Below are 22,981 nucleotides of genomic sequence, written 5' to 3' on the forward strand. Positions count from 1 at the left end.
CATGCGTCTGTACCTCGCGAGTACCTCCCCCGCCCGCCGCGCGCTCCTCGCCCAGACGGGGATCGAGCCGGTCCTCGTCGCGCCCGGGGTCGACGAGGACGCCGCGGTCGTGTCGGCCGCCGCCGCCCTCGGTCGTGACCTGACCGGCCCGGAGCTCGTCGCCCTGCTCGCCGTCGCGAAGGCGTCGGCCGTCGCGGACGGCCCGGTCGCGGGCGAGCCAGTCGACGGCTTCGTGTTCGGCGGGGACTCCGCGTTCGAGGTCGACGGCGTCCTGTACGGCAAGCCGCACGACCCGGAGGTCGCGCGCGAGCGGTGGCGGCAGATGCTCGCCGCCGGCGGCGGCACCCTCTGGAGCGGGCACTGCGTGGTCGACCGGCGACGTGCGGTGGACGCGACCCGCACCCGGCCTGGAGGCACGGGTCGGGTCGACACCGTGCCTCCCGTCCGGACCGTGGACGCGTCGGGCGGCGGGCCGCTGGGCGCGGCCGGGTCCTTCGGCGACGTCGCGCCCGGCGGGTCGGGGCTCGTCGGCTCCGGCGACCGCGTCGTCGCGGTCGACAGCGCCGTCCTCACCTTCGCCGACGACGTGTCGGCCGACGAGATCGACGCGTACGTCGCGACCGGTGAGCCGCTCGAGGTCGCCGGGGCCTTCACGATCGACGGACGTGCCGCCGCGTACATCACGCGCATCGACGGGGCGCCCTCTGCCGTGGTCGGCCTGTCGCTGCCCGTGCTCCGCTCGATGCTCCTGCGCGGCTTCGGCATCGCGTGGCACGACCTCTGGGCACTGTAGACATCCACACCTGATCGGACCGGTTCTTTGTGGGTGCCAGTCAATTCCCACACCGGTCGCACGAATACGCTGATGTCTCATGCCCCGTATCAGCAAGGTCCTCATCGCGAACCGCGGCGAGATCGCCGTCCGCATCATCCGCGCGGCCCGCGACGCAGGCAAGGCATCGGTCGCGGTCTACGCCGACCAGGACCGTGACGCCCTCCACGCACGTCTCGCCGACGAGGCCTACGCGCTGAACGGCACCACGAGCGCCGACACCTACCTCGTCATCGACAAGATCATCTCGGTGGCCCGACGGTCCGGCGCCGACGCCGTGCACCCGGGCTACGGGTTCCTCGCCGAGAACGCCGACTTCGCGCGCGCCGTCATCGACGCCGGGCTCACCTGGATCGGTCCCTCGCCGGAGTCGATCGAGCGCCTCGGCGACAAGGTCTCCGCGCGGCACGTCGCCGAGAAGGTCGGCGCGCCGCTCGCGCCCGGGACGATCGAGCCCGTCTCGGACGCTTCGGAGGTCATCGCGTTCGCGGACGAGGTCGGCCTGCCGGTCGCCATCAAGGCAGCGTTCGGTGGTGGCGGGCGGGGTCTGAAGGTCGCACGGACGCGCGACGAGATCGCCTCGCAGTTCGAGTCGGCCACGCGCGAGGCGATCGCCGCATTCGGTCGCGGCGAGTGCTTCGTGGAGAAGTACCTCGACAAGCCCCGCCACGTCGAGACCCAGTGCCTGGCCGACGAGCACGGAAACGTCGTCGTCGTGTCGACGCGCGACTGCTCGCTGCAGCGTCGCCACCAGAAGCTCGTGGAAGAGGCGCCCGCGCCGTACCTGACCGACGCCCAGACCGAGCGACTGTACGAGTCGTCGAAGGCCATCCTCCGCGAGGTCGGCTACGTCGGAGCAGGCACGTGCGAGTTCCTCATCGGCGCGGACGGCACCGTCTCGTTCCTCGAGGTGAACACCCGCCTGCAGGTCGAGCACTGCGTCTCGGAGGAGGTCACCGGCATCGACCTCGTCCGCGAGCAGTTCCGCATCGCCGAGGGCGGCACGCTCGACTACTCGGACCCGGCACCCCGCGGCCACTCCTTCGAGTTCCGCATCAACGGCGAGGACGCCGGCCGCAACTTCTTCCCCGCGCCCGGCCCCGTGCACGCGTTCAACGCGCCGTCCGGCCCCGGTGTCCGCGTCGACTCCGGCGTCGTCTCCGGCGACGTCGTCTCCGGCTCGTTCGACTCGATGCTCGCGAAGCTGATCGTCACCGGCGCCACCCGTGAAGAGGCCCTGGAGCGCTCGCGCCGTGCCCTCGCCGAGTTCGAGGTCACCGGCCTGCCGACCGTGCTCCCGTTCCACCGTGCCGTCGTGTCGGACCCGGCGTTCGCGACGCCCGACGACGAGCCGTTCTCGGTGTACACGCAGTGGATCGAGACCGACTTCCAGAACGACATCCCCGCCTGGAGCGGCTCCCCCGAGGACCTGCCCGCGCCGGCCGACCGCGACACCGTCGTCGTCGAGGTGCAGGGCAAGCGCATCGAGGTCACCATGCCCTCGATCGTCGGCGGAGGCGCTGCCGTCGCCGTCGGGCGTCGGACCGGCCCGTCCGCTCCCCCGAAGCGCCGGGCATCGGGCGTCCGTGGCGGCCTCGCCTCGTCCGGCTCGGTGACGTCGCCGATGCAGGCCACCGTGGTGAAGACCGCGGTCGCCGAGGGTGACACCGTGGTGAAGGGCGACCTGCTCGTCGTCCTCGAGGCCATGAAGATGGAGCAGCCCGTGCAGGCGCCGCGCGACGGCGTCGTGACCGCGCTGAACGCCCCCGTCGGCCAGACGATCTCGTCCGGCCACGTGCTGCTCGAGCTCGCGTAGCGCGCCGCGGCCCGCTCACGGGCTTCGCACCCCTCTACGAACGTCGCACCCCGCCGCAGCGGGGTGCGACGTTCGTCACAGGGTGCGGAGCGCTGCGGCTCGCCACGCCGTCGCCCAACTGCGGCCGAGCGGGATCCCGGCCTCGCCCAAGAGTCGAGGGACCTGGCCGCCGGGCATCGCGTCGGCCCAAGTCACCCTCACGAGACCGTGGACGTCGGAGCGGCGTCGGAGTCGGTCCTCCCGGCGCTTCTCGTCGAACAGCACGTCCTCCGCAGTCCGCCCGTTCCGGAGCGCCGGATCGACGTACTTCGCCCGACCGTCGAACTCGACGACGACACCCTGCTCCGGGAACCAGAGGTCGACGCGATCCACGAACACCCCGTCATGACGGAAGGCCTGCTGCGCCACTGGTGTCGGCGTTCCGAGTACGTGCGCACCCCAACGCGTGATGCTCTCGCCCGGCGACTCTGCAGCGCCTGTCGCGTTCTCGATGAGGCCGCGAGCTGCACAGAGGCGTCTGGACCGCCGCCGGTCCAGTTCGTCGACGAGCGCCGCACTGTCCACACCCCGACGTAGGACGGCGTCGAGGACGACGATCGCGCGCCACGGGTGCTCTCGCAATGCGATGTCCACTGCTGTCCCGACCAAGTCGGTCACCACCAGCCCGTCGATGACCACCGCCCGCGGTCGACGTCCTGCGCTCCCGATCCGTTCGACGCTGCGCTTCGCCTGCCCACGATCCCGCCTGGGATCGGTCACGACCGCCCGATCACCGAACGCGCCGATCCACGGCAGTCGGTGCAGCGCGACCGCCGACCGATGGGAAACCACGGGCCCGTCGACCAGGCGCGGCACGATGGACGTCACCAGCAACCGGTGCCGGTCGTGCTCGGCCGCCGACGCCCACTCCGCTCCGTCGACGTAGAGCCCCCGATGGAGACGGACCGTGTCGCCCGCGTGCGCTCGGCGCCGGATCGAAGCTGCGAGAGCGGGGTCGTCGGACAACCCGACGGTGCTGAGGGGTTCCAGGGCCATGTGCTGAGCATCATGCGCCGCCGGCCGGCTCGGGGCAGGATCCCGACATCTGTGGACGAGTGCTCGGCGGCACCTGGCGTGGTCGTGATCGGAGGCCGTGGTTCGGGACAGTCCCCGGACGCGATCGCACCCCGCGGCGGACGTTGCACCCCGGTGCTTCGGGGTGCAACGTCCGCGTCGGGGTGCGATCCAGTGGACGATGCGCCAGCGGGCGGCGGGCAGCGGGCGCGCGGGCCCGCGGGCCCGCCGGCGCTACGACACGAGGGGGCGGACCGCGTCGGCGAGGGTGTCGACGAGGCGCTGTGCCTCGGCCGGGGTCGCCGCCACGGTGTCGATGTACACCTTCACCTTCGGCTCGGTGCCGCTCGGCCGGACGATCACCCGTGCATCGCCGGTGAGGTCGTAGCGCAGGATGTCCGACGGCGGGAAGCCCTCGACGCCGTCGAGGTAGTCCGTCGTCGTCGTGACCTCGACGCCACCGAGTGCGCTCGGCGGCGAGGACCGCAGGGCGGACATGATCGCGCCGATGCGGGACAGGTCGTCGACGCGGGTCGCGACCTGGCCCGAGGCGAACGCACCGAACTCGGCGGCGAACGCCTCGAGGTGGTCGGCGATCGTCGACCCCGACGCCGCGAGCTCGTCGGCCAGGGACAGCAGCTCGAGCGCCGCCGAGATGCCGTCCTTATCGCGGACGACCTCCGGGTCGACCAGGTAGCCGAGCGCCTCCTCGTACCCGAAGACCAGCCCGGGCACCCGTGACACCCACTTGAAGCCGGTGAGGGTGTCCCGGTACTGCAGGCCGTACCGGGCGGCGACCCGTGCGAGCGCCGGCGACGACACGATGGACGCCGCGAGCGTCCCGGTGACCCCGGCGTCCGAGGCCCGAGCAGCGGCACGCCAGCCGAGCAACCAGCCGACCTCGTTGCCGGACAGCCGACGGAAGGAGCCGTCGCCGTCCGGGATCGCGAGCGCCAGCCGGTCGGCATCGGGGTCGTTGGCGATGACGAGGTCGGCGCCGACGGCGACGCCCCGCGCGATGGCCAGGTCCATCGCGCCGGGTTCCTCGGGGTTCGGGAACGACACGGTCGGGAACGCACCGTCCGGCTCGATCTGCTCCGGCACGACGACGGGCTCGGCGAAGCCCGCCGCGGCGAACACCGCGCGGGCGGTCTCCCACCCGACCCCGTGCATCGCCGTGTAGGCGACCTTCGGCTGGGCACCGGACTGGAGGCGCGGGGCCGGCACCGTCGCGGCCGTCGCGTCGACGTACGCCTGCACCAGGGCATCGCCCGCCACCGAGTAGTCGGTCGCCCGGACGAGGTCGCGGACGTCGCCTGCGGCGACCCCGTCGATCGCCGCGGCGATCTCCCCGTCGACCGGCGGGACGATCTGGGATCCGTCGTCGTCCCCGCCGAGGTAGACCTTGTAGCCGTTGTCCCGGGGCGGGTTGTGGCTCGCCGTCACCATCACGCCCGCACCGACGCCCAGGTGCCGCACCGCGAAGGCGAGCACGGGTGTGGGGAGCGCCGACGGCAGCAGGGTGACCTCGAGGCCGAGGCCGCGCATGACCTCGGCGGAGTCGCGGGCGAAGACGTCGGAGTTGACGCGACCGTCGTACCCGACGACCACGCTGCGCTGCCGCCCGGTGTCGATGAGGAAGCGGGCGAGCCCGGCGGCGGCCTGGGTGACCACGACGCGGTTCATCCGGAGCGGGCCGGCGCCGAGCTCGGCACGGAGTCCGGCGGTGCCGAAGGCCAGCCGGCCGGCGAAGCGCTCGCGGAGCGCGGCCGACGCGTCGGTGTCGCCCGAGGAGGCGGATGCGACGAGCGCGTCCAGCTCGGCCCGCGTCTCGTCGTCCGGGTCCTGCTCGGACCAGGAGCGGGCGGCGGCGAGCACCGGCTGGAGATCGTCGACCGGCCCGCCGACCTCGACGGCCTCGGCGCCCTCGCTCAGGTCGCCGTCCGCGATGGCCCCGTCGGACGCGCCCTCGTGCCGGGTCACAGCGCCGCCACCACGCGGGCGAGCAGGTCGGCGATCACCGGCTCGGCGGAACGACCCGCTTCGAGCACCTCGGCGTGCGACAGCGGGGTCTTCTGGATGCCCGCGGCGAGGTTCGTGATGAGCGAGAACCCGAGGACCTCCATACCGGCCTGCCGCGCGGCGATGGCCTCGAGCGCGGTGGACATTCCGACGATGTGGCCGCCGATGGTCTTCGCCATCTGCACCTCGGCCGGGGTCTCGTAGTGCGGGCCGCGGAACTGCGTGTAGACGCCCTCGTCGAGCGACGGGTCGATCGACTTCGCGACCTCGCGCAGGCGGGTCGAGTACAGGTCGGTGAGGTCGATGAAGGTCGCACCCTCGAGCGGGCTGTCCGCGGTGAGGTTGATGTGGTCGCTGATGAGGACCGGGGTCCCCGGGGTCCACGTCTCCTTGATGCCGCCGGCACCGTTGGTGAGCACCATGATCGAGGCGCCGGCCGCCGCGGCGGTGCGGACGCTGTGCACGACCCGGCGGACGCCGTGGCCCTCGTAGTAGTGGGTGCGGGCGCCGATGACGAGCGCGTGACGGCCGTCTGCGAGGCGGATCGACCGGACGGTGCCGGAGTGACCGGGCACGGCCGAGGCGCTGAAGCCGGGGACCTCGGACGCGGGGATCTCGGACACGGTCTCGCCGACGAGGTCCGCTGCCTTGCCCCAGCCGGAACCGAGGGTGAGGGCGATGTCGTGCCGCTCGATCCCGGACTTCTCGGCGATGACGGCGGCGGCGTCGCGGGCGATCTCGAACGGGTCGACGGCGGGGTCGTTCAGCGGGTTCTCGGTGCTCATGCCCCAATGCTAGAGGGCGACGCGCGCCGGCAGCAGCGCGTCCCGGCAGGGCGACACTCGCCGGCAGCGGCGCGTCCCGACAGGGCGACACGTGCCAGGAGCGGGGCCGCTCAGTGCTCGCCGAGTGCCCGGTCCACCGCCGCGGTGATCTCGCCCTGGTCGAAGTGGTTGCGGATGACGATGACCTCGGCGTAGGTGTCGCCGATGGCCTCGACGAACTCCTGGCTGGTGAGGATCACGTTCGCGTCGTCGGACACCGACCGCACCGACGCCACGTCGGCGGCGACGACCGACGCGGTCAGACCGAGGGTGGCGAGGGCCTTCTCGGCGTTGACCTTGAGGATCGCGCTCGCCCCGATGCCGGCACCGCAGATCGTCACGATCTTCACGACGACACCCCCATGATCGCGCGGACCTCGTCCGCAGTCGTGGCGGCTGCGAGGCGTCCGGTGACGGTGGCGTCGTTGAACAGGTTCGCGATCTCGCCGATCGACTCGAGGTGCGTGCCGACCCCCGCGACCGCGAGCCCGAGGACGACCCGCACCGGGTCGTTGTGCGGGTGCCCGAAGACGACCGGCGACGCGAGGGTCACCACCGACAACCCGTCGTGCAGCACCGCCGCCCCGGGTCGGGCGTGCGCGAAGGCGAGCCCGGGTGAGATGACGATGTACGGGCCGTGCTCGTCGACCAGGTCGATCATCGCCTCGGTGTACGGCTCCGTCGATGCCCCGGAGGCGACGAGGGCTCCGCCGGCCAGCCGGAGCGCCTCGCGCCACGAGGACGCGCTCGCCCCGAGCACGACGGCGGCGTCCGGCAGTGGCGGCAGTGGCATGCGTCAGGCCTCCTGGTGTCCGGCCGTGATCGTGGCGATGATCTCCTCGCGGTCCTCGAGCGGCAGGAAGGAGCCGAGGGCCGCGTTGATCTGGAACGCCGCGAGGTCGTCGAGGTCGTAGCCGAAGGTGCCCGCCAGCAGCGCGAGCTCACGGGACAGCGTGGTGCCGCTCATGAGCCGGTTGTCGGTGTTCACCGTGACGCGGAACCCGAGCTGGTACAGGACGTCGAACGGGTGGTCGGCGAGGTCGTCGCCCCACGCCGCGATGGCGCCGGTCTGCAGGTTCGACGACGGCGAGACCTCGAGCGGGATCTCGCGGTCGCGCACCCACGCCGCGACCTCGCCGAGGGATGCCAGGGTCGAGCCGTCGCCGGCGTCGGAGAGCGTGACGTCCTCGAAGATGCGCACGCCGTGGCCGAGGCGGAGCGCGCGTCCGTCGACGAGGGCCGAGCGGATGGAGGCGAGTCCGTCGGCCTCACCCGCGTGGACGGTGACCGGGAACAGCTCGGCGGCCAAGTGGTCGAAGGCGGCGCGGTGGTTCGATGCGGGGAACCCGGCCTCGGCACCGGCGATGTCGAAGCCGACGACGCCCCGGTCGCGGTGCCGCACGGCGAGTTCGGCGATCTCGAGGGACCGGTCGGCGTGCCGCATGGCGGTGACGAGCTGGCCGACGCGGATGCGGCCGTCGGCGGCGTCGACCGCTTCCTCGATGCCGGCCTGCACGGCCTCCACCGTCTCGTCGAGGGTCAGGCCGCCCTGCAGGTGCTGCTCGGGGGCCCACCGGACCTCGCCGTAGACGACGCCGTCGGCGACGAGGTCCTCGACGAACTCGCGGGCGATGCGCGTGAGCTGCGGTGCGGTCTGCATCACCGAGGTGGTGACGTCGAAGGTCTTCAGGTACTCGACGAGCGAGCCGGAGTTCGACTGGTCGGCGAACCACTGCCCGAGCTCGGCCGGGTCGGTGGTGGGGAGCGACACCCCCGCCGCGGCTGCGAGCTCGACGATCGTCGCCGGGCGGAGGCCGCCGTCGAGGTGGTCGTGCAGCGAGACCTTCGGCAGGTCGTTGATGACCGCTCCGGCGTCGGGCAGGCGGTAGGTCGGGGCGTCGGCGCTCATGCCCCCCAGGCTATCGGTGGTCGCCGACGGCGCGCAGGCACCGGTGCACAACAGACCCCGGTCCGGACTGGAGGCTCGCCACAGTCCCCCGGGCGCCACCGTCCGGCACGGGGCGGCTCCGCACCCTGCACCTCCCGCGACCGGGCAGGCCCGGTCCGGCACGGAGCCGGCTCCGGCGTCAGCCCTCGATGCGCTCCCGCACGATCGGCCCGCGGTCCGGCGCCACGTCGCCGACCGCCCACGCGCCGTCGAGCGACTCGAGCGCCCGCGGGATGCGGGACTCGTCGTCCGAGTGCAGGGTCCAGAGCGGCTGCCCCGCGGTCACGGTGTCCCCCGGCTTGACGTGCAGCTCGATGCCGGCGCCCGCCTGCACGGGGTCCTGCGCCCGGGCACGACCGGCGCCGAGCCGCCACGCGGCGATGCCGAACGGCAGGGCGTCCTGCTGCACGAGCACGCCGGACTCCGGCGCGGTGACGACGTGCTGCTCCCGGGCCACCGGCAGGTCCGCTGCCGCGTCGCCGCCCTGCGCCTCGATCATCCGCCGCCAGGTGTCCATCGCGCGCCCGTCGGCCAGCGCCGCCGCAGGGTCGGCGTCGGGCAGGCCTGCGAGCGTCAGCATCTCGGTCGCGAGCGCCACGGTGAGCTCCACGACGTCCGAGGGGCCGCCGCCGGCGAGCACGTCGACGGACTCCCGCACCTCGAGGGCGTTGCCGATCGTCAGGCCGAGCGGGACCTCCATGTCGGTCAGCAGCGCCGACGTCCTGACCCCCGCGTCGTTCCCGAGGTCGACCATCGTCTGCGCGAGCGCCTTCGACGACGCGTAGTCGGGCATGAACGCGCCGGACCCGAACTTCACGTCGAGCACGAGCGCGCCGGTGCCCTCGGCGATCTTCTTCGACATGATGCTCGACGCGATGAGCGGGATGCACTCGACCGTGCCGGTGATGTCGCGGAGCGCGTAGAGCTTCTTGTCGGCGGGGGCGAGCCCGGACCCGGCGGCGCAGATGACGGCGCCGACGTCGGACAGGATCTCCATCATCCGGTCGTTCGACAGCGCGGCCTGCCACCCGGGGATCGACTCGAGCTTGTCGAGCGTGCCGCCGGTGTGGCCGAGCCCGCGCCCGGACAGCTGCGGCACCGCGACACCGAACGACGCCACGAGGGGCGCCAGCGGCAGCGTGATCTTGTCGCCCACACCGCCGGTGGAGTGCTTGTCGACGGTCGTCTTGCCGAGCGAGGAGAACGACATCCGCTCCCCCGACGCGATCATCGCGAGCGTGAGGTCCTTGATCTCGCGCCGCTCCATCCCGTTCAGGAAGATCGCCATCGCCATCGCGGCCATCTGCGGGTCCTCGACGTAGCCGCGCGTGTACGCGTCGACGAGCCAGTCCACCTCGGCGGTGTCCAGCGCACCGCCGGAGCGCTTCGTGCGGATGAGGTCGACGGTGTCGAAGGGCTCGACGGCCATGGGATCAGTGCTCCTGCTGGTAAGTGGCGAGGGTGCGCGGCCCGAAGGCGTCGGGGAGGACCTCGTCGATGGTGCGGATGCCGGACACGGTCTCGAGGAGCATGCCCTCGGTCGAGTGCTCGAACAGCAGCTGGCGGCAGCGCCCGCACGGCATCAGGGTCGCCCCGTCACCGTCGACGCACGTGAACGCGACGAGCTTGCCGCCGCCGGTCATGTGCAACTGCGAGACGAGCGAGCACTCCGCGCAGAGCGTCACCCCGTAGGACGCGTTCTCGACGTTGCAGCCGGAGACGATCCGGCCGTCGTCGGTGAGCGCTGCGGCGCCCACCGGGAACGACGAGTACGGCGCGTAGGCGTGCCGCATCGCGGCCGTCGCCGCGGTCCGCAGGGCGCCCCAGTCGACGTCGTCGGTCGGGAGGCCCGGGGCGGCGTCCGCCCCGTCGGCGGCGGCCCGGCCGCCGGTCGCGCCCAGGGCCGTGGCCGGGTCCGTCCAGGCGGCCTGGTCGGTGGACGCGCCCGTGGCGTCGTCCGCAGCGTTCGTGTCGGTCATGTGCCGCGCCTCCCGGCTAGCTCTTGATGTACGGCTTGCCGGAGGCGGCGGGACCGCGCGACTGCCCGACCAGGCCGGCCACCGCGAAGATCGTCACCACGTAGGGCAGCATGAGCAGGAACTCGCTCGGGACGGGCGAGTTGATCGCGCCGAGCGTGTTCTGCAGGTTCGACGCGAACCCGAAGAGCAGCGCCGCGAGGGTCGCGCGGATCGGGTCCCACCGCCCGAAGATGACCGCCGCGAGCGCGATGTAGCCGGCGCCGGCGGTCATGTCCTTCGTGAACGGGCCGACCGCGTCGAGGGTGAAGTACGCGCCGCCCAGACCGGCGATGGCACCGGCCAGCGAGACGTTCCAGAACCGCGTGCTGGTGACGTTGATGCCGACGGTGTCGGCCGCCTGCGGGTGCTCGCCGACCGCGCGGAGGCGGAGGCCCCAGCGGGTCTTGAACAACGCGAACGTCACGGCGGCGACGGCGACGTACGCCAGGTAGACGACGACGGTCTGCTCGAAGAAGATCGGGCCGATCACCGGGATCTGGTGGAGCAGCGGGATCTCGATCTTCGGGAAGCGCACGCCGACGTTCAGCGACTCCTCGTTCGGGGAGAGCACCTGCGAGTAGAGGAACCCGGTGAGCCCGGAGATGAAGGCGTTGATGACGACACCGACGATCACCTGGTCCACCAGGTACTTGATGCTGAACGCGGCGAGGACGAACGACACCAGGACCCCGGCGACGAGCGCTCCGACGAGACCGATCCACGGCGAACCGGAGATCGACGCGATGAGCGCCGACGTGAACGCGCCGGCGAGGAACTGGCCCTCGATCGCGATGTTCACGACGCCGACCCGCTCGGAGATGACGCCACCGAGGGCGCCGAACACGAGCGGGACGCTCAGGCCGAGCGCGCCGACCAGCAGACCGGGCAGCGGGATGGTCGAGCCGGCGGCGGCCCAGGTCAGGAAGCCGACGACGAACACGACGGCGAACACCGACGTCACCCAGAGCGGGACCGTCCGCGATGCACGGACCTCGACGAGGGCGTAGACCGTGGCGATCGCCAGCAGGACGACGACCACGACGCCGGTCGCCGCCGCGGGCAGCGGGACGTCCGGCAGCGCGAAGAAGTCCCCGGCGTTGGCCAGGCGGAACGTCGTGGTGCCCGGCCGGCGCAGCAGGATGAAGAAGACCAGGGCGAGGACCGTGAAGACGGCGTACCCGATCGGCAGCTTCCAGCTGCGGGTGGTCTCGACCGGACGGTCGGTCAGGGGCGACGCGGACGCCGCGGTGGGGCTGATGGTGCTCACGCGGCGACCGCCTTCTTGCTGTTCTTCGTGCGGACGCGACGACGGGCGCCCGGCTGCGGGATCCGGAAGATCGCGCGGACGAGCGGCGGGGCCGCGATGAAGAGGACGATGAGGGCCTGGATGACGCCCACGATGTCGATCGGGATGCCGTTCGCGGCCTGCATGGCGTAGCCGCCGTTCTTCAGCACACCGAACAGGATCGCTGCCCAGAACACGCCCCACGGCTTCGAGCGGCCGAGAAGGGCGACGGTGATCGCATCGAAGCCGATGCCGGCGTCGATGCCCGACGTGAAGCCGCTCGTGACCGCGCCCTGCACCTGGTACGCGCCGGCGATGCCGACGAGCGCGCCGGAGATGACGAGCACCCAGACGGTGAGCGCGGGCACGCTCATGCCGGCGACGCGGGCCGCCCGCGGGTTCTCGCCGATGGTGCGGAACCGGAAGCCGAGCGACGACTTGTTGACGAGCCACCAGACGACGACCACGGCGATCAGCGCGACGACGAAGCCGAGGTCGATGCCGTACCGCGGACCGAAGAGCGCCGGCAGCACCGCGCTGTCCTTCGTGGCGGGCGAGATCGGGTTCGTGCTGCCCGGTGCCTGCAGCAGACCAGGGGTGCGGAGCAGGTAGCTCACGAGGTACAGCGCGACGTAGTTCAGCATGATCGTCAGGACCACCTCGTTGGCCCCGGTCCGGGCCTTGAGGACGCCGACGATCCCGGCCCACACGGCACCGCCGACGATGCCTGCGACGATCGTGAGCGGGATGTGCAGGGCGGCGGGACCGTCGAACGAGAAGCCGACCCAGCCGGCCGCCGCGGCGCCGATCAGGATCTGCCCCTGGCCACCGATGTTGAACAGGCCGGCGCGGAAGGACAGCGCGATGCCGAGTCCGGCGGCGATGAGCGGCACGGCGTAGTCGACCGAGCGCGTCAGCGGCACGATGGCCTGCTGGAACGAGTCGGCGCCGAAGTTGATGACCGAGCCCTGGAACAACGAGGCGTAGGAACCGCCGACCGCCGTGCCGATCGCGCGGAACGTGTCCACGGGGCGCGCGAAGAAGTACCCGGCCGCCGACCGGACGTTCTCGTCGGTGATGGCGATGAGGATGCCGCAGGCGACGAGGGCGAGCACGACCGCGAGGACCGTGACGAGCGCGGAGCCGTTCACGATCCCCTGGAGGGCGGCCTGCCACCGGTCGCCGCCCTGGCGGCGCTCGGTGTCGTCGGCGGAGTCCGTCATGAGGTGCGGGGTCGACTCGACGTCCTGCAGACGGTCGTCGGTCGGCGGCGCGGTGGTCGACGCGTCGACCTGCTGCGGTGCGTCCGGCTGCGTGTTCTCTGGCGTGGTGCTCACGCTGCCAGCTCCGTTCCTTCAGGGAGTTCTCCGGCCATCATGAGGCCGAGGACGTCGCGCGGGGTGTCCGCGGGGACGATGCCGACGATCCCGCCGCGGTACATCACGGCGATCCGGTCGGCGAGGGCGGCGACCTCGTCGAGCTCCGTGGAGACGACGATGACCGGGACGCCGGTGTCGCGGGTGGCGACGATGCGCTTGTGCACGAACTCGATCGACCCGACGTCGATGCCGCGGGTCGGCTGCGCCGCGACGAAGAGCCGGAGCTCACGGCTGAGTTCGCGGGCGAGGACGATCTTCTGCTGGTTGCCGCCCGACAGCCGGCCGGCGGCCGTGCTGCGCGAGGGCGTGCGGATGTCGAACTCCGCGATCTTCTCGTCGGCGAACGCGTCCCGCTCCGCGGCGCGGATGGTGCCCGCGCGGACGAACTCGGCGTGGTCGGCCCGGTCCAGCATGAGGTTCTCGGCGATGGTGAACTCCCCCACCAGGCCGTCCTCCTTCCGGTCCTCGGGGACGAAGCCCACGCCGGCGTCGAGGATCTGCTTGACGCTGCGGCCGGTGAGCTCGCGGCCGTCGAGGGTGACGCGTCCGGCGTGGACCGGCTCGAGTCCGAGGATCGCCTCGGTGAGCTCGGTCTGGCCGTTGCCCTGCACACCGGCGATGGCGAGGACCTCGCCGCGACGGACCGTGAAGGACACGTCGTCGACGAGGACGATGCCGTTCGGGTCGGTGACGGTGAGGTTCTCGACGACGAGCGCGTCCTCGCCGCCGGTCGACGGTGCCTTGTCGACGACGAGCGAGACGGACCGCCCGACCATGAGCGCGGCGAGCTCGTTGTTGGTGGCGGTCGGCGAGGCCTCGCCGACGACGCTGCCGAGGCGGATCACGGTGATCCGGTCGGCGACCTCGCGGACCTCGCGGAGCTTGTGCGTGATGAAGACGATCGCGGTGCCGGCTGCGCGGAGCTGGCGCATGATGCCCATCAGCTCGTCGGTCTCCTGCGGGGTGAGCACGGCCGTCGGCTCGTCGAACACGAGCACGGAGGCGTCGCGGGACAGCGCCTTGATGATCTCGACGCGCTGCTGCACACCGACGGGGAGGTCCTCGACACGGGCGTCGGGGTCGACGTCGAAGCCGAAGCGCTCCGAGATCTCGCGCACGCGCCTGCGGGCACCGGCGAGGTCCAGTCGGCCGCCGAAGCCCGTCTCCTCTTGTCCGAGCATGACGTTCTCGGCGACGGTGAAGACCGGCACGAGCATGAAGTGCTGGTGGACCATGCCGATGCCGGCGCGCATGGCGTCACCGGGGCCGTCGAAGTCCTGGACGACGTCGTCGAGGAGGATCTCGCCCTCGTCCGCCTGGTAGAGGCCGTAGAGGACGTTCATCAGGGTGGACTTGCCCGCGCCGTTCTCGCCGAGGAGGCAGTGGACCTCACCCGGCTCGACGGTGAGCGAGATGTGGTCGTTGGCGACGAGGGGGCCGAACCGCTTCGTGATGCCGCGGAGTTCGAGCTTCATGTTCGGGATTCTATTTCTGTGATCGGCGCACGGAAACGCGGGCGAGGGTGTTCCCCCCGCCCGCGTTCACCGGACTACTTGACGGTCGCCTTGGTCTCGACCTTGATGGAGCCGTCGATGATGCCCGACTTGATGGTGTCGAGCTCCTTCGTCAGGCCCTTGTCGACCTTGTCGGCGTAGTCGTGGAAGGGCGCGATGCCGACGCCGTCGTTCTTCAGCGTGCCGACGTACGGCTCGTTCGAGAACTTCTTGTCGGCGGCCTGCTCGACGACGTCCTTCGTGGCGGGGCGCATGCCCTTCTCGACGGACGTGAACGCGATGTCCTTGTAGCGGGGGTCGGCCTCGTAGAGGTCGCTGTCCGCACCGATCAGGACGGAACCGTTGCCGGCGTCCTTGATCGCCTCGGCGGCCGACTGGTAGATCGGGCCACCGACGGGGAGGATGACGTCGGCGTCCTGGTCGATGAGCGTCTGCGCGACGGCCTTCGCCTGCGTGCCGGCCTCGAAGCCGCCCGTGAAGGAGCCCTTCTGGCTGTCGACGTCCCAGCCGACGACCTTGACGTTCTTCGACTTCTGCTCGTTGTAGTACTTCACGCCGTCCGCGAAGCCGTCCATGAAGATGGTGACGGTCGGGATCTGCATGCCGCCGAAGGTGCCGACGACGCCGGACTTGGAGTACGACGCGGCCGCGTAGCCGGCGAGGAACGCCGCCTGCGAGGTGTCGAACGTGATCGGCTTGACGTTCTTGGCGTCGATCGAGTTGTCGTCGATGATCGCGAAGTCGGTGTCGGGGTTCGCTGCAGCCTGCTTCTTCGTGGCGTCGGCGAGGTTGAAGCCGACGGTGACGATGAGGTTGCAGTTCTGGTTGACGAGCTGCTCGATGTTCGAGTCGTAGACGGTCGCGTCCTTCGACTCGGCCGACTTGTACGTCGCGCCGAGGTCGCTCGCGGCGTCCTTCATGCCCTCGAACCCGAGCTGGTTGAACGACTTGTCGTCGAAGCCACCGGCGTCGGAGACCATGCAGGGACGGAAGTCGGTCTTCTTGGCCGAGGCGTTGTCGGACGGGGCGGCCGAGCAGCCGGCGAGGACGGCGACGGTGCCGGCGAGCGCGAGGGAGCTCAGCAGGACCTGACGGGTACGAGATGTCACGGGTGGGTTCCTCCGGGGGGCGTGCCCGGACCACGTGCGTTCCGGGCGATCGTGGCGACAGTACACGACCGCCCGGCCGGTACAGGACCCCTCCGGAGGGCTCCGTGGATCAGTTACGGGATCGCGACCGCGCCGAAACGCGCCCGTAACGCGGCGTGCCGTCGACACCCCCGATCCGGGTGCCGTCGCGGAGATTTCGTGGTGGAGCGCTACAGGACGTCGCCTCGGCCGCTGATCTTCAGTGCGTCCACCACACCCTTGACCCGTTGGGCGTTCGCGCTCGTGGTGACGAGCAGCGCGTCCGGGGTGTCCACGACGACGATGTCCTCGACGCCGATGAGCGAGATGAGTCGCTGGCTGTGCGAGACGACGATGCCGCTCGACGAGTCCGCGAGGATGCGGGCGCCGTCGCCGAGGACGGCGAGGTTGTTCGCCCGACCGCCGGACTGCAGCTTCGCGAGGGAGGCGAAGTCGCCGACGTCGTCCCAGTCGAAGTCGCCGGGGATGACGGCCATGCGGCCGGCCGCTGCGGCGGGTTCGGCCACCGTGTAGTCGATGGCGATCTTCTCGAGGCCCGGCCACACCGCGTCGACCACGGCGCCGCGTGCGGAGGTGTCCCACGCGTCGGCGAGTTCCTCGAGGCCGGCCAGCAGCTCCGGCTTCGTCCGGCCGATCTCTGCGAGGAGGACGTCCGCCCGGGCGATGAACATGCCCGCGTTCCACAGGTAGGTGCCCTGCTCGACGTAGGAGCGGGCGGTGTCGAGGTCGGGCTTCTCGACGAAGGACCGGACGGCGTGCGCGGTCGGCGCGCCCTCGATGCCGATGGTGTCGCCGTGCGCGTGGATGTAGCCGAAGCCGATGGCGGGTTCGGTCGGTGTGATGCCGATCGTCGTGACGTAGCCGGCGCGGGCGGCGGCGACGGCCTCGCGCACCGACCGGCGGAAGCCACGGGCGTCGCCGATGACGTGGTCGGCGGCGAAGGACCCGATGACGACGTCCGGTTCGCGCCGACGGAGGATGGCCGCGGCGAGGCCGATCGCCGCCGTGGAGTCCTTCGGCTCGCTCTCGAGCACGACGTTGTGGTCCGCGACGCCCGGCAACTGCGACTCGACGGCCACGCGGTGCGCCCGCCCGGTGACGACCATGATCCGCTGGTCCCCGGCGAGGGGTGCGAGGCGGTCCCAGGTCTGCCGGAGCAGCGACGTGCCCGACCCGGTCAGGTCGTGCAGGAACTTGGGTGCGTCCGCCCGCGACAGCGGCCACAGCCGCGATCCGATGCCCCCGGCGGGGATGATCGCGTAGAAGTCCTCGAGGTCGTCAGTCACGCTGCTCACCGTACCGGTGTCCCGGGGCGCGACCTGAGTGCTCCGCGCATGCTTCCCGCACGGACGATGTGCGCGATCCCGCACGCGCCCGGCGCGACGCGCGCGTCGGGGTCGCGGACGGGGCGCCACCCCCGTCCGCCCACCGCCGCCGGACCTCCGGCGCCGCACCGCGCCTCCCGACCGCTGTTCACCACCTGCGTGCCCGGCGTTCACGTCGCCGCCCTCGGCGGGTCACGCGGTGACCGGACCATGGGCCGTGCCATGAACGCACGCAGCGTGGAGCGCGGCACGTCCCAACGGACCGTCGCCGTCGTGACCGAGAGCTTCCTGCCCACCCTCAACGGCGTGACCACCAGCGTCCTGGCGGTCCTCGACCACCTGGAACGCCGCGGTCACCGCGCGGTCGTGATCGCGCCGGACACCCCGGGACTCGCGCAGTTCCGGTCCCGCACCGAGGTGGAGCGGTACCGCTCCTTCGACGTCCACCGCATCCCGGCGGTGGCCTACCGCCAGTTCCCGGTCGCGCTCCCCCACCCGGTCCTCGACACGATCCTCGCCGCCTCCGGCGCCGACGTGCTGCACGCCGCCAGCCCGTTCCTGCTGGGCGGGCGCGCCATCACGGCGGCCGGGAGGCTCGGCATCCCCTCCGTCGCCGTCTTCCAGACCGACGTGGCCGGCTTCGCCCGCCGCAACGGGTTGACCGCGACCGTCCCGTTGGTGCGGAGGATCCTCGGTCGCATCCACGCCGGAGCGTCGCTCACCCTCGCACCGTCGAGCGCCACCGCGGCGATGCTCGCCGAGGACGGCGTCCCGCGTGTGGCGCGCTGGGGACGGGGCGTCGACACCGAGCTGTTCCACCCCGCGCGTCGGCACTCGGCCCACGTCCGCGCCCTGCGTCGGCGCATCGCGCCGGGCGGCGAGACGATCGTCGGGTACGTCGGCCGCCTGGCGCCGGAGAAGGAGGTCGACCGGCTCGCGGAGCTCGGCGGCGTCCCGGGCATCCGGGTCGTGGTCGCCGGCGGTGGTCCGTCCCGGGCGGTGCTCGAACGGCGGCTGCGGCACCTCGACGTGACCTTCACCGGTCCGCTCCGCGGCGAAGCGCTCGCGGACGCGTACGCGGCGCTCGACCTGTTCGTCCACACCGGGCCGGCCGAGACCTTCGGGCAGACCCTGCAGGAGGCCCACGCGACCGGGCTGCCGGTGATCGCGCCGGCGTCCGGCGGTCCGCTCGACCTCGTCGCACCCGGGTTGGACGGCGAGCTGTACGACCCGGACGTCCCGCAGGCGCTCCGGCGCGCGGTCCTGCAGTTGCACCACGACCGCGCGCTCGCCGACCGGATGGGGTCCGCCGGTCGGCTCCGGGTCGAGGGCACGACGTGGGAGGCGGTCGGCGACCAACTCCTCGGGCACCACGACACCGCCCGCACCATCGGCGCGCCGCCCGCCACCACGCGGGCCGCGCGGGCCGACTGGCACGAGGATGTCAGCGCACGCGCATAGGATGGGTCGTGTTCCACACGAACACGAACGGCAAGGGCTCGCCGATCGGGCGAGCCCGTCCTATGGGAGGACGAGCTCATGGCCGAGCAGACCGGTACGGCGACCGCCGTGCCCAGCGTGACGATCGAGGCACCCCGTGCCTCTCGGAAACTCGAGGGCACGCTGTACCGCGGATCGACGGGCATGTGGTCGTGGGTGCTCCACCGCATCACGGGCGTCGCCATCTACTTCTTCCTGCTGGTGCACATCCTCGACACCGCCCTCGTGCGACTCTCCCCCGAGGCGTACAACGCGGTCATCGGCACGTACAAGACGCCGATCATGAACCTCGGTGAGATCGCCCTCGTGATGGCGATCGTCTTCCACGCCTTCAACGGCCTGCGCATCATCCTCATCGACTTCTGGTCGAAGGGCCCCAAGTACCAGCGCGCCATGTTCTGGATCGTGATCGTCCTGTGGGCGGTCGCCATCGCCGGCTTCCTGCCGCGCCAGCTCATGAACCTGTTCGCGGACTTCAACTGAGGGGCGCCCGGATGACCACGCAGACCATCGAGCCGCCGCGCTCGGCAGCAGCAGCCCGTCGCACCACCAACTGGGAGAAGTGGGGCTGGATCTACATGCGCGCGTCGGGCGTCCTGCTCGTCGTGCTGATCTTCGGCCACCTCTTCGTCAACATGGTGGCGGGCGAGGGCGTCAAGCAGATCGACTTCGCGTTCGTCGCCGGCAAGTGGGCCTCGCCGTTCTGGCAGGTCTGGGACTCGCTCATGCTCGTCCTCGCACTCGTGCACGGCTCGAACGGCATGCGGACCATCGTCAACGACTACGTGTCGAAGCCCGGCATCCGGAAGACGCTGCTCGTCGCGATCCTCATCGCGTGCGTCGTCCTGGTCGTCCTGGGCCTCCTCGTGTGCTGGACGTTCGACCCGTGCCCGGCCGGCGCCGCCGCTGCCGACCTGCCGTCGTTCTGCCCCGCGCAGTAGCCGCGGCACCCCCGGACTCCTGCACGCCCGCCGTCCGCACCCCTGCCGGCGCGGCACCCTCCCCTGAAAGGCCCCAGTGACCGAGACCACCGTCCACCACCACCAGTTCGAAGTCGTCATCATCGGCGCGGGCGGTGCCGGCATGCGTGCCGCCATCGAAGCCGGCCCGAAGGCGAAGACGGCCGTCATCTCGAAGCTCTACCCGACCCGTTCGCACACGGGTGCGGCGCAGGGCGGGATGGCCGCGGCCCTCGCCAACGTCGAAGAGGACTCGTGGGAGTGGCACACCTTCGACACGATCAAGGGCGGCGACTACCTGGTCGACCAGGACGCCGCCGAGATCCTGGCGAAGGAGGCGATCGACGCGGTCATCGACCTCGAGAACATGGGCCTGCCGTTCAACCGCACGCCCGAGGGCAAGATCGACCAGCGGCGCTTCGGCGGCCACACCCGCGACCACGGCAAGGCGCCGGTCCGTCGTGCCTGCTACGCCGCGGACCGCACGGGCCACATGATCCTGCAGACGCTGTTCCAGAACTGCGTGAAGCTCGGCGTCGAGTTCTACAACGAGTTCTACGCGCTCGACCTCATCATGGTGGACGTCGTCGGCGACGACGGCGTCACCCGCAAGCAGCCCGCGGGCGTGGTCGCCTTCGAGCTGGCGACCGGCGAGCTGCACGTCTTCCACGCGAAGGCGATGATCTTCGCCACCGGCGGCTTCGGCAAGATGTACAAGACGACGTCGAACGCGCACACCCTCACCGGCGACGGCGTCGGCATCGTCTGGCGTACCGGCCTGCCGCTCGAGGACATGGAGTTCTTCCAGTTCCACCCGACCGGACTCGCCGGGCTCGGCATCCTCCTGACCGAGGGTGCCCGCGGCGAGGGCGCGATCCTCCGCAACGCCTCGGGCGAGCGCTTCATGGAGCGGTACGCCCCGACCATCAAGGACCTCGCGCCGCGCGACATCGTCGCGCGGTGCATGGTGCAGGAGGTGGCCGAGGGCCGCGGTGCCGGGCCGAACAAGGACTACGTCCTGCTCGACTGCACGCACCTCGGCGCCGAGGTCCTCGAGACGAAGCTGCCGGACATCACGGAGTTCGCGCGCACCTACCTCGGCGTCGACCCCGTGGTCGAGCCGGTCCCCGTGATGCCGACCGCGCACTACGCGATGGGCGGGATCCCGACGAACACCGACGCCCAGGTGCTGTACGACAACACGACCGTCGTGCCCGGCCTCTACGCCGCCGGGGAGTGCGCGTGCGTCTCCGTGCACGGCTCGAACCGCCTCGGCACGAACTCGCTGCTCGACATCAACGTGTTCGGCAAGCGGTCCGGCAACAACGCCGCCGAGTGGGTCAAGACCGCCGACTTCCTGCCCCTGCCCGAGGACCCGGCCGCCGGTGTCCGCTCCATGCTCGAGCAGCTCCGCGCATCGACCGGCACCGAGCGCGTCTCGGCCCTGCGCAAGGAGCTCCAGGACGAGATGGACAAGAACGCGCAGGTGTTCCGCACCGACGACTCCCTGGCCCGCGTCACCGAGACGATCCACACGCTCCGGAACCGCTTCATGCAGGTCTCCGTGCAGGACAAGGGCAAGCGCTTCAACACCGACCTGCTCGAGGCCGTCGAGCTCGGGTTCCTGCTCGACCTCGCCGAGGTCGTCGTGTACTCGGCACGGAACCGCAAGGAGTCCCGTGGCGGTCACATGCGTGACGACTACCCGAAGCGCGACGACGAGAACTACATGCAGCACACCATGGCGTACCTGACGGGCGACCCGCACTCGTCACTCGCCGACGACCACATCACGCTCGACTGGAAGCCCGTCGTCGTGACGCGGTACGAGCCGATGGAGAGGAAGTACTGAGATGACCGACACCCTGGTCTCCGACGCACCCCGCACCGACACCGTGCAGGACGCTCCTCCCGGATCGTTCTCGGTCACCGTGATCGTCCGCCGCTACGACCCGGACGTCGACGACGAGCCGCGCTGGCAGGACTTCGACGTGATGATGCTGCCCACCGACCGCATCCTCGACGCCCTGCACAAGATCAAGTGGGAACAGGACGGGTCGCTGACCTTCCGCCGCTCCTGCGCGCACGGCGTGTGCGGTTCCGACGCGATGCGCATCAACGGGCGCAACCGCCTCGCCTGCAAGACGCTGATCAAGGACCTCGACGTGTCGAAGCCGATCTACGTCGAGGCGATCAAGGGTCTGCCGCTCGAGAAGGACCTCGTCGTCGACATGGAGCCGTTCTTCAAGTCCTACCGCGAGGTCCAGCCGTTCCTGCAGGCCAGCTCCGTGCCCGAGAAGGGCAAGGAGCGCGTGCAGTCCGTCGCCGACCGCGCCCGCTTCGACGACACCACGAAGTGCATCCTCTGCGCCGCGTGCACCTCGTCGTGCCCGGTGTTCTGGACGGACGGGCAGTACTTCGGCCCCGCCGCGATCGTGAACGCGCACCGCTTCATCTTCGACTCGCGCGACGACGCGGCCGACGTGCGCCTCGACATCCTCAACGACAAGGAGGGCGTGTGGCGCTGCCGCACCACCTTCAACTGCACCGACGCCTGCCCGCGCGGCATCCAGGTCACGAAGGCGATCTCGGAGGTCAAGCAGGCCCTCATGCGAGGGAAGGCGTGAGTCCGGCGTCGCACAGCGTGCAGGGCTCGCCCGAGGCACCTTCGGTAGGCTCCGCACCATGACGTTCGCGGACACCCGCCCCATCCTCGACCAGCTCGGCTACACGATCCGCTACGTGCAGCTCCCCGGCGAGACCCTGCACGAGCCGCCCGTCGAGGGTGCGCTCCGCATCGTGCCCACGGAGACGTCCGGCTCGGGCGACTTCGCCCTGGAGGTCGTCGACTACGGCACCGCGCGCCGCCTCGCGACCGCTCGTGGCGAAGAGGACGCGGTGGAGATGCTGCGCCGGTTCCTGAACCGGCCGTTCCCGGCGCCGCGGGACATCCCGCGGCACGAGCTCGACGGCCTCCGCGACCGTGCCGCGTCGACGTACCCGCAGCTCGCACAGCAGGTCGCCCAGGCCGGCGAGCAGGGGCTCACCATCCAGATCCCGGCAGGCGTCCCGGTGGACCGCATCGGCGGTCCGGACGGGTACCTCCTGCACCCGCTCGACACACCGGCACCGCAGCGCTCGCTGCCGCCGCACGTCGTCGCGAGCCCCGAGACGCACCGGTACCTGGTCGAGCGACCGTTCCTGGTCACGGTCCGGTTCGTCCAGCCCTGGTTCGACCAGCCAGGAGGCGCGCTCCGCTTCCAGACGGCGGATCCGTCCGTCACGGTGCGCGACCTCGTCGTCGACGGCTCGCTCGCCCGGCTCCGGGTGGTCTGAGCGCGTCGCTGACGCGACCGAC

Annotated in this window: 21 protein-coding genes; 8 read left to right on the forward strand and 13 right to left on the reverse strand. The window is 71.4% G+C overall.

The window, feature by feature from the left end; genetic code table 11:
• Window position 1 precedes the first annotated feature (1 nt).
• On the forward strand, window positions 2-793 hold the full coding sequence (locus AAEP86_RS15440) for a Maf family protein (protein ID WP_420368180.1): 792 nt from the start codon (window positions 2-4) through the stop codon (window positions 791-793).
• Between the two features lie 79 nt (window positions 794-872).
• Window positions 873-2,648: an acetyl/propionyl/methylcrotonyl-CoA carboxylase subunit alpha gene (locus AAEP86_RS15445; protein ID WP_420368181.1), complete on the forward strand. Its 1,776-nt coding sequence runs from the start codon at window positions 873-875 to the stop codon at window positions 2,646-2,648.
• 75 nt (window positions 2,649-2,723) lie between these two features.
• Here the strand turns inward: AAEP86_RS15445 and AAEP86_RS15450 are convergent, their stop codons facing one another.
• The 13 genes from AAEP86_RS15450 to AAEP86_RS15510 all read right to left on the reverse strand — a co-directional run bounded on the left by AAEP86_RS15450 (window position 2,724) and on the right by AAEP86_RS15510 (window position 17,125).
• Window positions 2,724-3,683, reverse strand: a complete 960-nt coding sequence (locus AAEP86_RS15450; RefSeq protein WP_420368182.1) for a hypothetical protein — start codon at window positions 3,681-3,683, stop codon at window positions 2,724-2,726.
• 252 nt (window positions 3,684-3,935) lie between these two features.
• Window positions 3,936-5,579 carry a phospho-sugar mutase gene (locus AAEP86_RS15455; protein ID WP_420370507.1) on the reverse strand — a complete coding sequence of 548 codons (1,644 nt, stop codon included), beginning with the start codon at window positions 5,577-5,579 and terminating at the stop codon, window positions 3,936-3,938.
• 101 nt (window positions 5,580-5,680) lie between these two features.
• A complete protein-coding gene (locus tag AAEP86_RS15460; RefSeq protein WP_420368183.1) occupies window positions 5,681-6,508 on the reverse strand; it encodes a purine-nucleoside phosphorylase in 828 nt (275 codons plus the stop codon).
• Between the two features lie 110 nt (window positions 6,509-6,618).
• Window positions 6,619-6,897 (reverse strand): PTS sugar transporter subunit IIB, encoded by a 279-nt coding sequence (locus AAEP86_RS15465; protein ID WP_420368184.1) that lies wholly within the window; start codon window positions 6,895-6,897, stop codon window positions 6,619-6,621.
• The gene (locus AAEP86_RS15470) at window positions 6,894-7,340 is read right to left on the reverse strand and encodes a PTS sugar transporter subunit IIA (RefSeq protein ID WP_420368185.1); all 447 of its coding nucleotides are present in this window, start codon (window positions 7,338-7,340) and stop codon (window positions 6,894-6,896) included. Before AAEP86_RS15470 ends, AAEP86_RS15465 begins: the two co-directional genes overlap by 4 nt.
• 3 nt (window positions 7,341-7,343) lie before the next feature.
• Window positions 7,344-8,456 carry an adenosine deaminase gene (locus tag AAEP86_RS15475; RefSeq protein ID WP_420368186.1) on the reverse strand — a complete coding sequence of 371 codons (1,113 nt, stop codon included), beginning with the start codon at window positions 8,454-8,456 and terminating at the stop codon, window positions 7,344-7,346.
• Window positions 8,457-8,634: 178 nt separating this feature from the next.
• On the reverse strand, window positions 8,635-9,924 hold the full coding sequence (locus AAEP86_RS15480) for a thymidine phosphorylase (RefSeq protein ID WP_420368187.1): 1,290 nt from the start codon (window positions 9,922-9,924) through the stop codon (window positions 8,635-8,637).
• A gap of 4 nt (window positions 9,925-9,928) precedes the next feature.
• Window positions 9,929-10,312: a cytidine deaminase gene (locus AAEP86_RS15485; RefSeq protein ID WP_420370508.1), complete on the reverse strand. Its 384-nt coding sequence runs from the start codon at window positions 10,310-10,312 to the stop codon at window positions 9,929-9,931.
• Window positions 10,313-10,490: 178 nt separating this feature from the next.
• Entirely contained in the window at window positions 10,491-11,780 is a 1,290-nt protein-coding gene (locus AAEP86_RS15490; RefSeq protein ID WP_420368188.1) for an ABC transporter permease, read from the reverse strand.
• Window positions 11,777-13,135 (reverse strand): ABC transporter permease, encoded by a 1,359-nt coding sequence (locus AAEP86_RS15495; protein ID WP_420368189.1) that lies wholly within the window; start codon window positions 13,133-13,135, stop codon window positions 11,777-11,779. Before AAEP86_RS15495 ends, AAEP86_RS15490 begins: the two co-directional genes overlap by 4 nt.
• Window positions 13,132-14,652 carry an ABC transporter ATP-binding protein gene (locus AAEP86_RS15500; RefSeq protein WP_420368190.1) on the reverse strand — a complete coding sequence of 507 codons (1,521 nt, stop codon included), beginning with the start codon at window positions 14,650-14,652 and terminating at the stop codon, window positions 13,132-13,134. The genes AAEP86_RS15495 and AAEP86_RS15500 overlap by 4 nt, the downstream gene beginning before the upstream one ends.
• Window positions 14,653-14,726: 74 nt before the next feature.
• Window positions 14,727-15,800: a BMP family lipoprotein gene (locus tag AAEP86_RS15505; RefSeq protein WP_420368191.1), complete on the reverse strand. Its 1,074-nt coding sequence runs from the start codon at window positions 15,798-15,800 to the stop codon at window positions 14,727-14,729.
• Between the two features lie 209 nt (window positions 15,801-16,009).
• Window positions 16,010-17,125, reverse strand: a complete 1,116-nt coding sequence (locus tag AAEP86_RS15510; protein ID WP_420368192.1) for a mannose-1-phosphate guanylyltransferase — start codon at window positions 17,123-17,125, stop codon at window positions 16,010-16,012.
• 261 nt (window positions 17,126-17,386) lie between these two features.
• Here AAEP86_RS15510 and AAEP86_RS15515 point away from each other — a divergent pair, with 261 nt between their 5' ends.
• The 6 genes from AAEP86_RS15515 (at window position 17,387) to AAEP86_RS15540 (ending at window position 22,959) form a co-directional block, all read left to right on the forward strand.
• Window positions 17,387-18,625, forward strand: a complete 1,239-nt coding sequence (locus AAEP86_RS15515; protein WP_420368193.1) for a glycosyltransferase family 4 protein — start codon at window positions 17,387-17,389, stop codon at window positions 18,623-18,625.
• Window positions 18,626-18,703: 78 nt separating this feature from the next.
• Entirely contained in the window at window positions 18,704-19,147 is a 444-nt protein-coding gene (sdhC, locus tag AAEP86_RS15520) for a succinate dehydrogenase, cytochrome b556 subunit (RefSeq protein WP_420368194.1), read from the forward strand.
• Window positions 19,148-19,158: 11 nt separating this feature from the next.
• Window positions 19,159-19,605, forward strand: a complete 447-nt coding sequence (gene sdhD, locus AAEP86_RS15525) for a succinate dehydrogenase, hydrophobic membrane anchor protein (protein ID WP_420368195.1) — start codon at window positions 19,159-19,161, stop codon at window positions 19,603-19,605.
• Window positions 19,606-19,681: 76 nt separating this feature from the next.
• Complete coding sequence (gene sdhA, locus AAEP86_RS15530; RefSeq protein WP_420368196.1) at window positions 19,682-21,475, forward strand: succinate dehydrogenase flavoprotein subunit; 1,794 nt, start codon at window positions 19,682-19,684, stop codon at window positions 21,473-21,475.
• Window position 21,476: 1 nt separating this feature from the next.
• Window positions 21,477-22,250 carry a succinate dehydrogenase iron-sulfur subunit gene (locus tag AAEP86_RS15535; protein ID WP_420368197.1) on the forward strand — a complete coding sequence of 258 codons (774 nt, stop codon included), beginning with the start codon at window positions 21,477-21,479 and terminating at the stop codon, window positions 22,248-22,250.
• A 58-nt stretch (window positions 22,251-22,308) separates the two neighbouring features.
• Window positions 22,309-22,959 (forward strand): TNT domain-containing protein, encoded by a 651-nt coding sequence (locus tag AAEP86_RS15540; protein WP_420368198.1) that lies wholly within the window; start codon window positions 22,309-22,311, stop codon window positions 22,957-22,959.
• The last annotated feature ends 22 nt before the right edge of the window (window positions 22,960-22,981 follow it).

It is taken from the genome of Curtobacterium sp. L1-20, assembly GCF_048755855.1.
Classification (GTDB): Bacteria; Actinomycetota; Actinomycetes; order Actinomycetales; family Microbacteriaceae; genus Curtobacterium.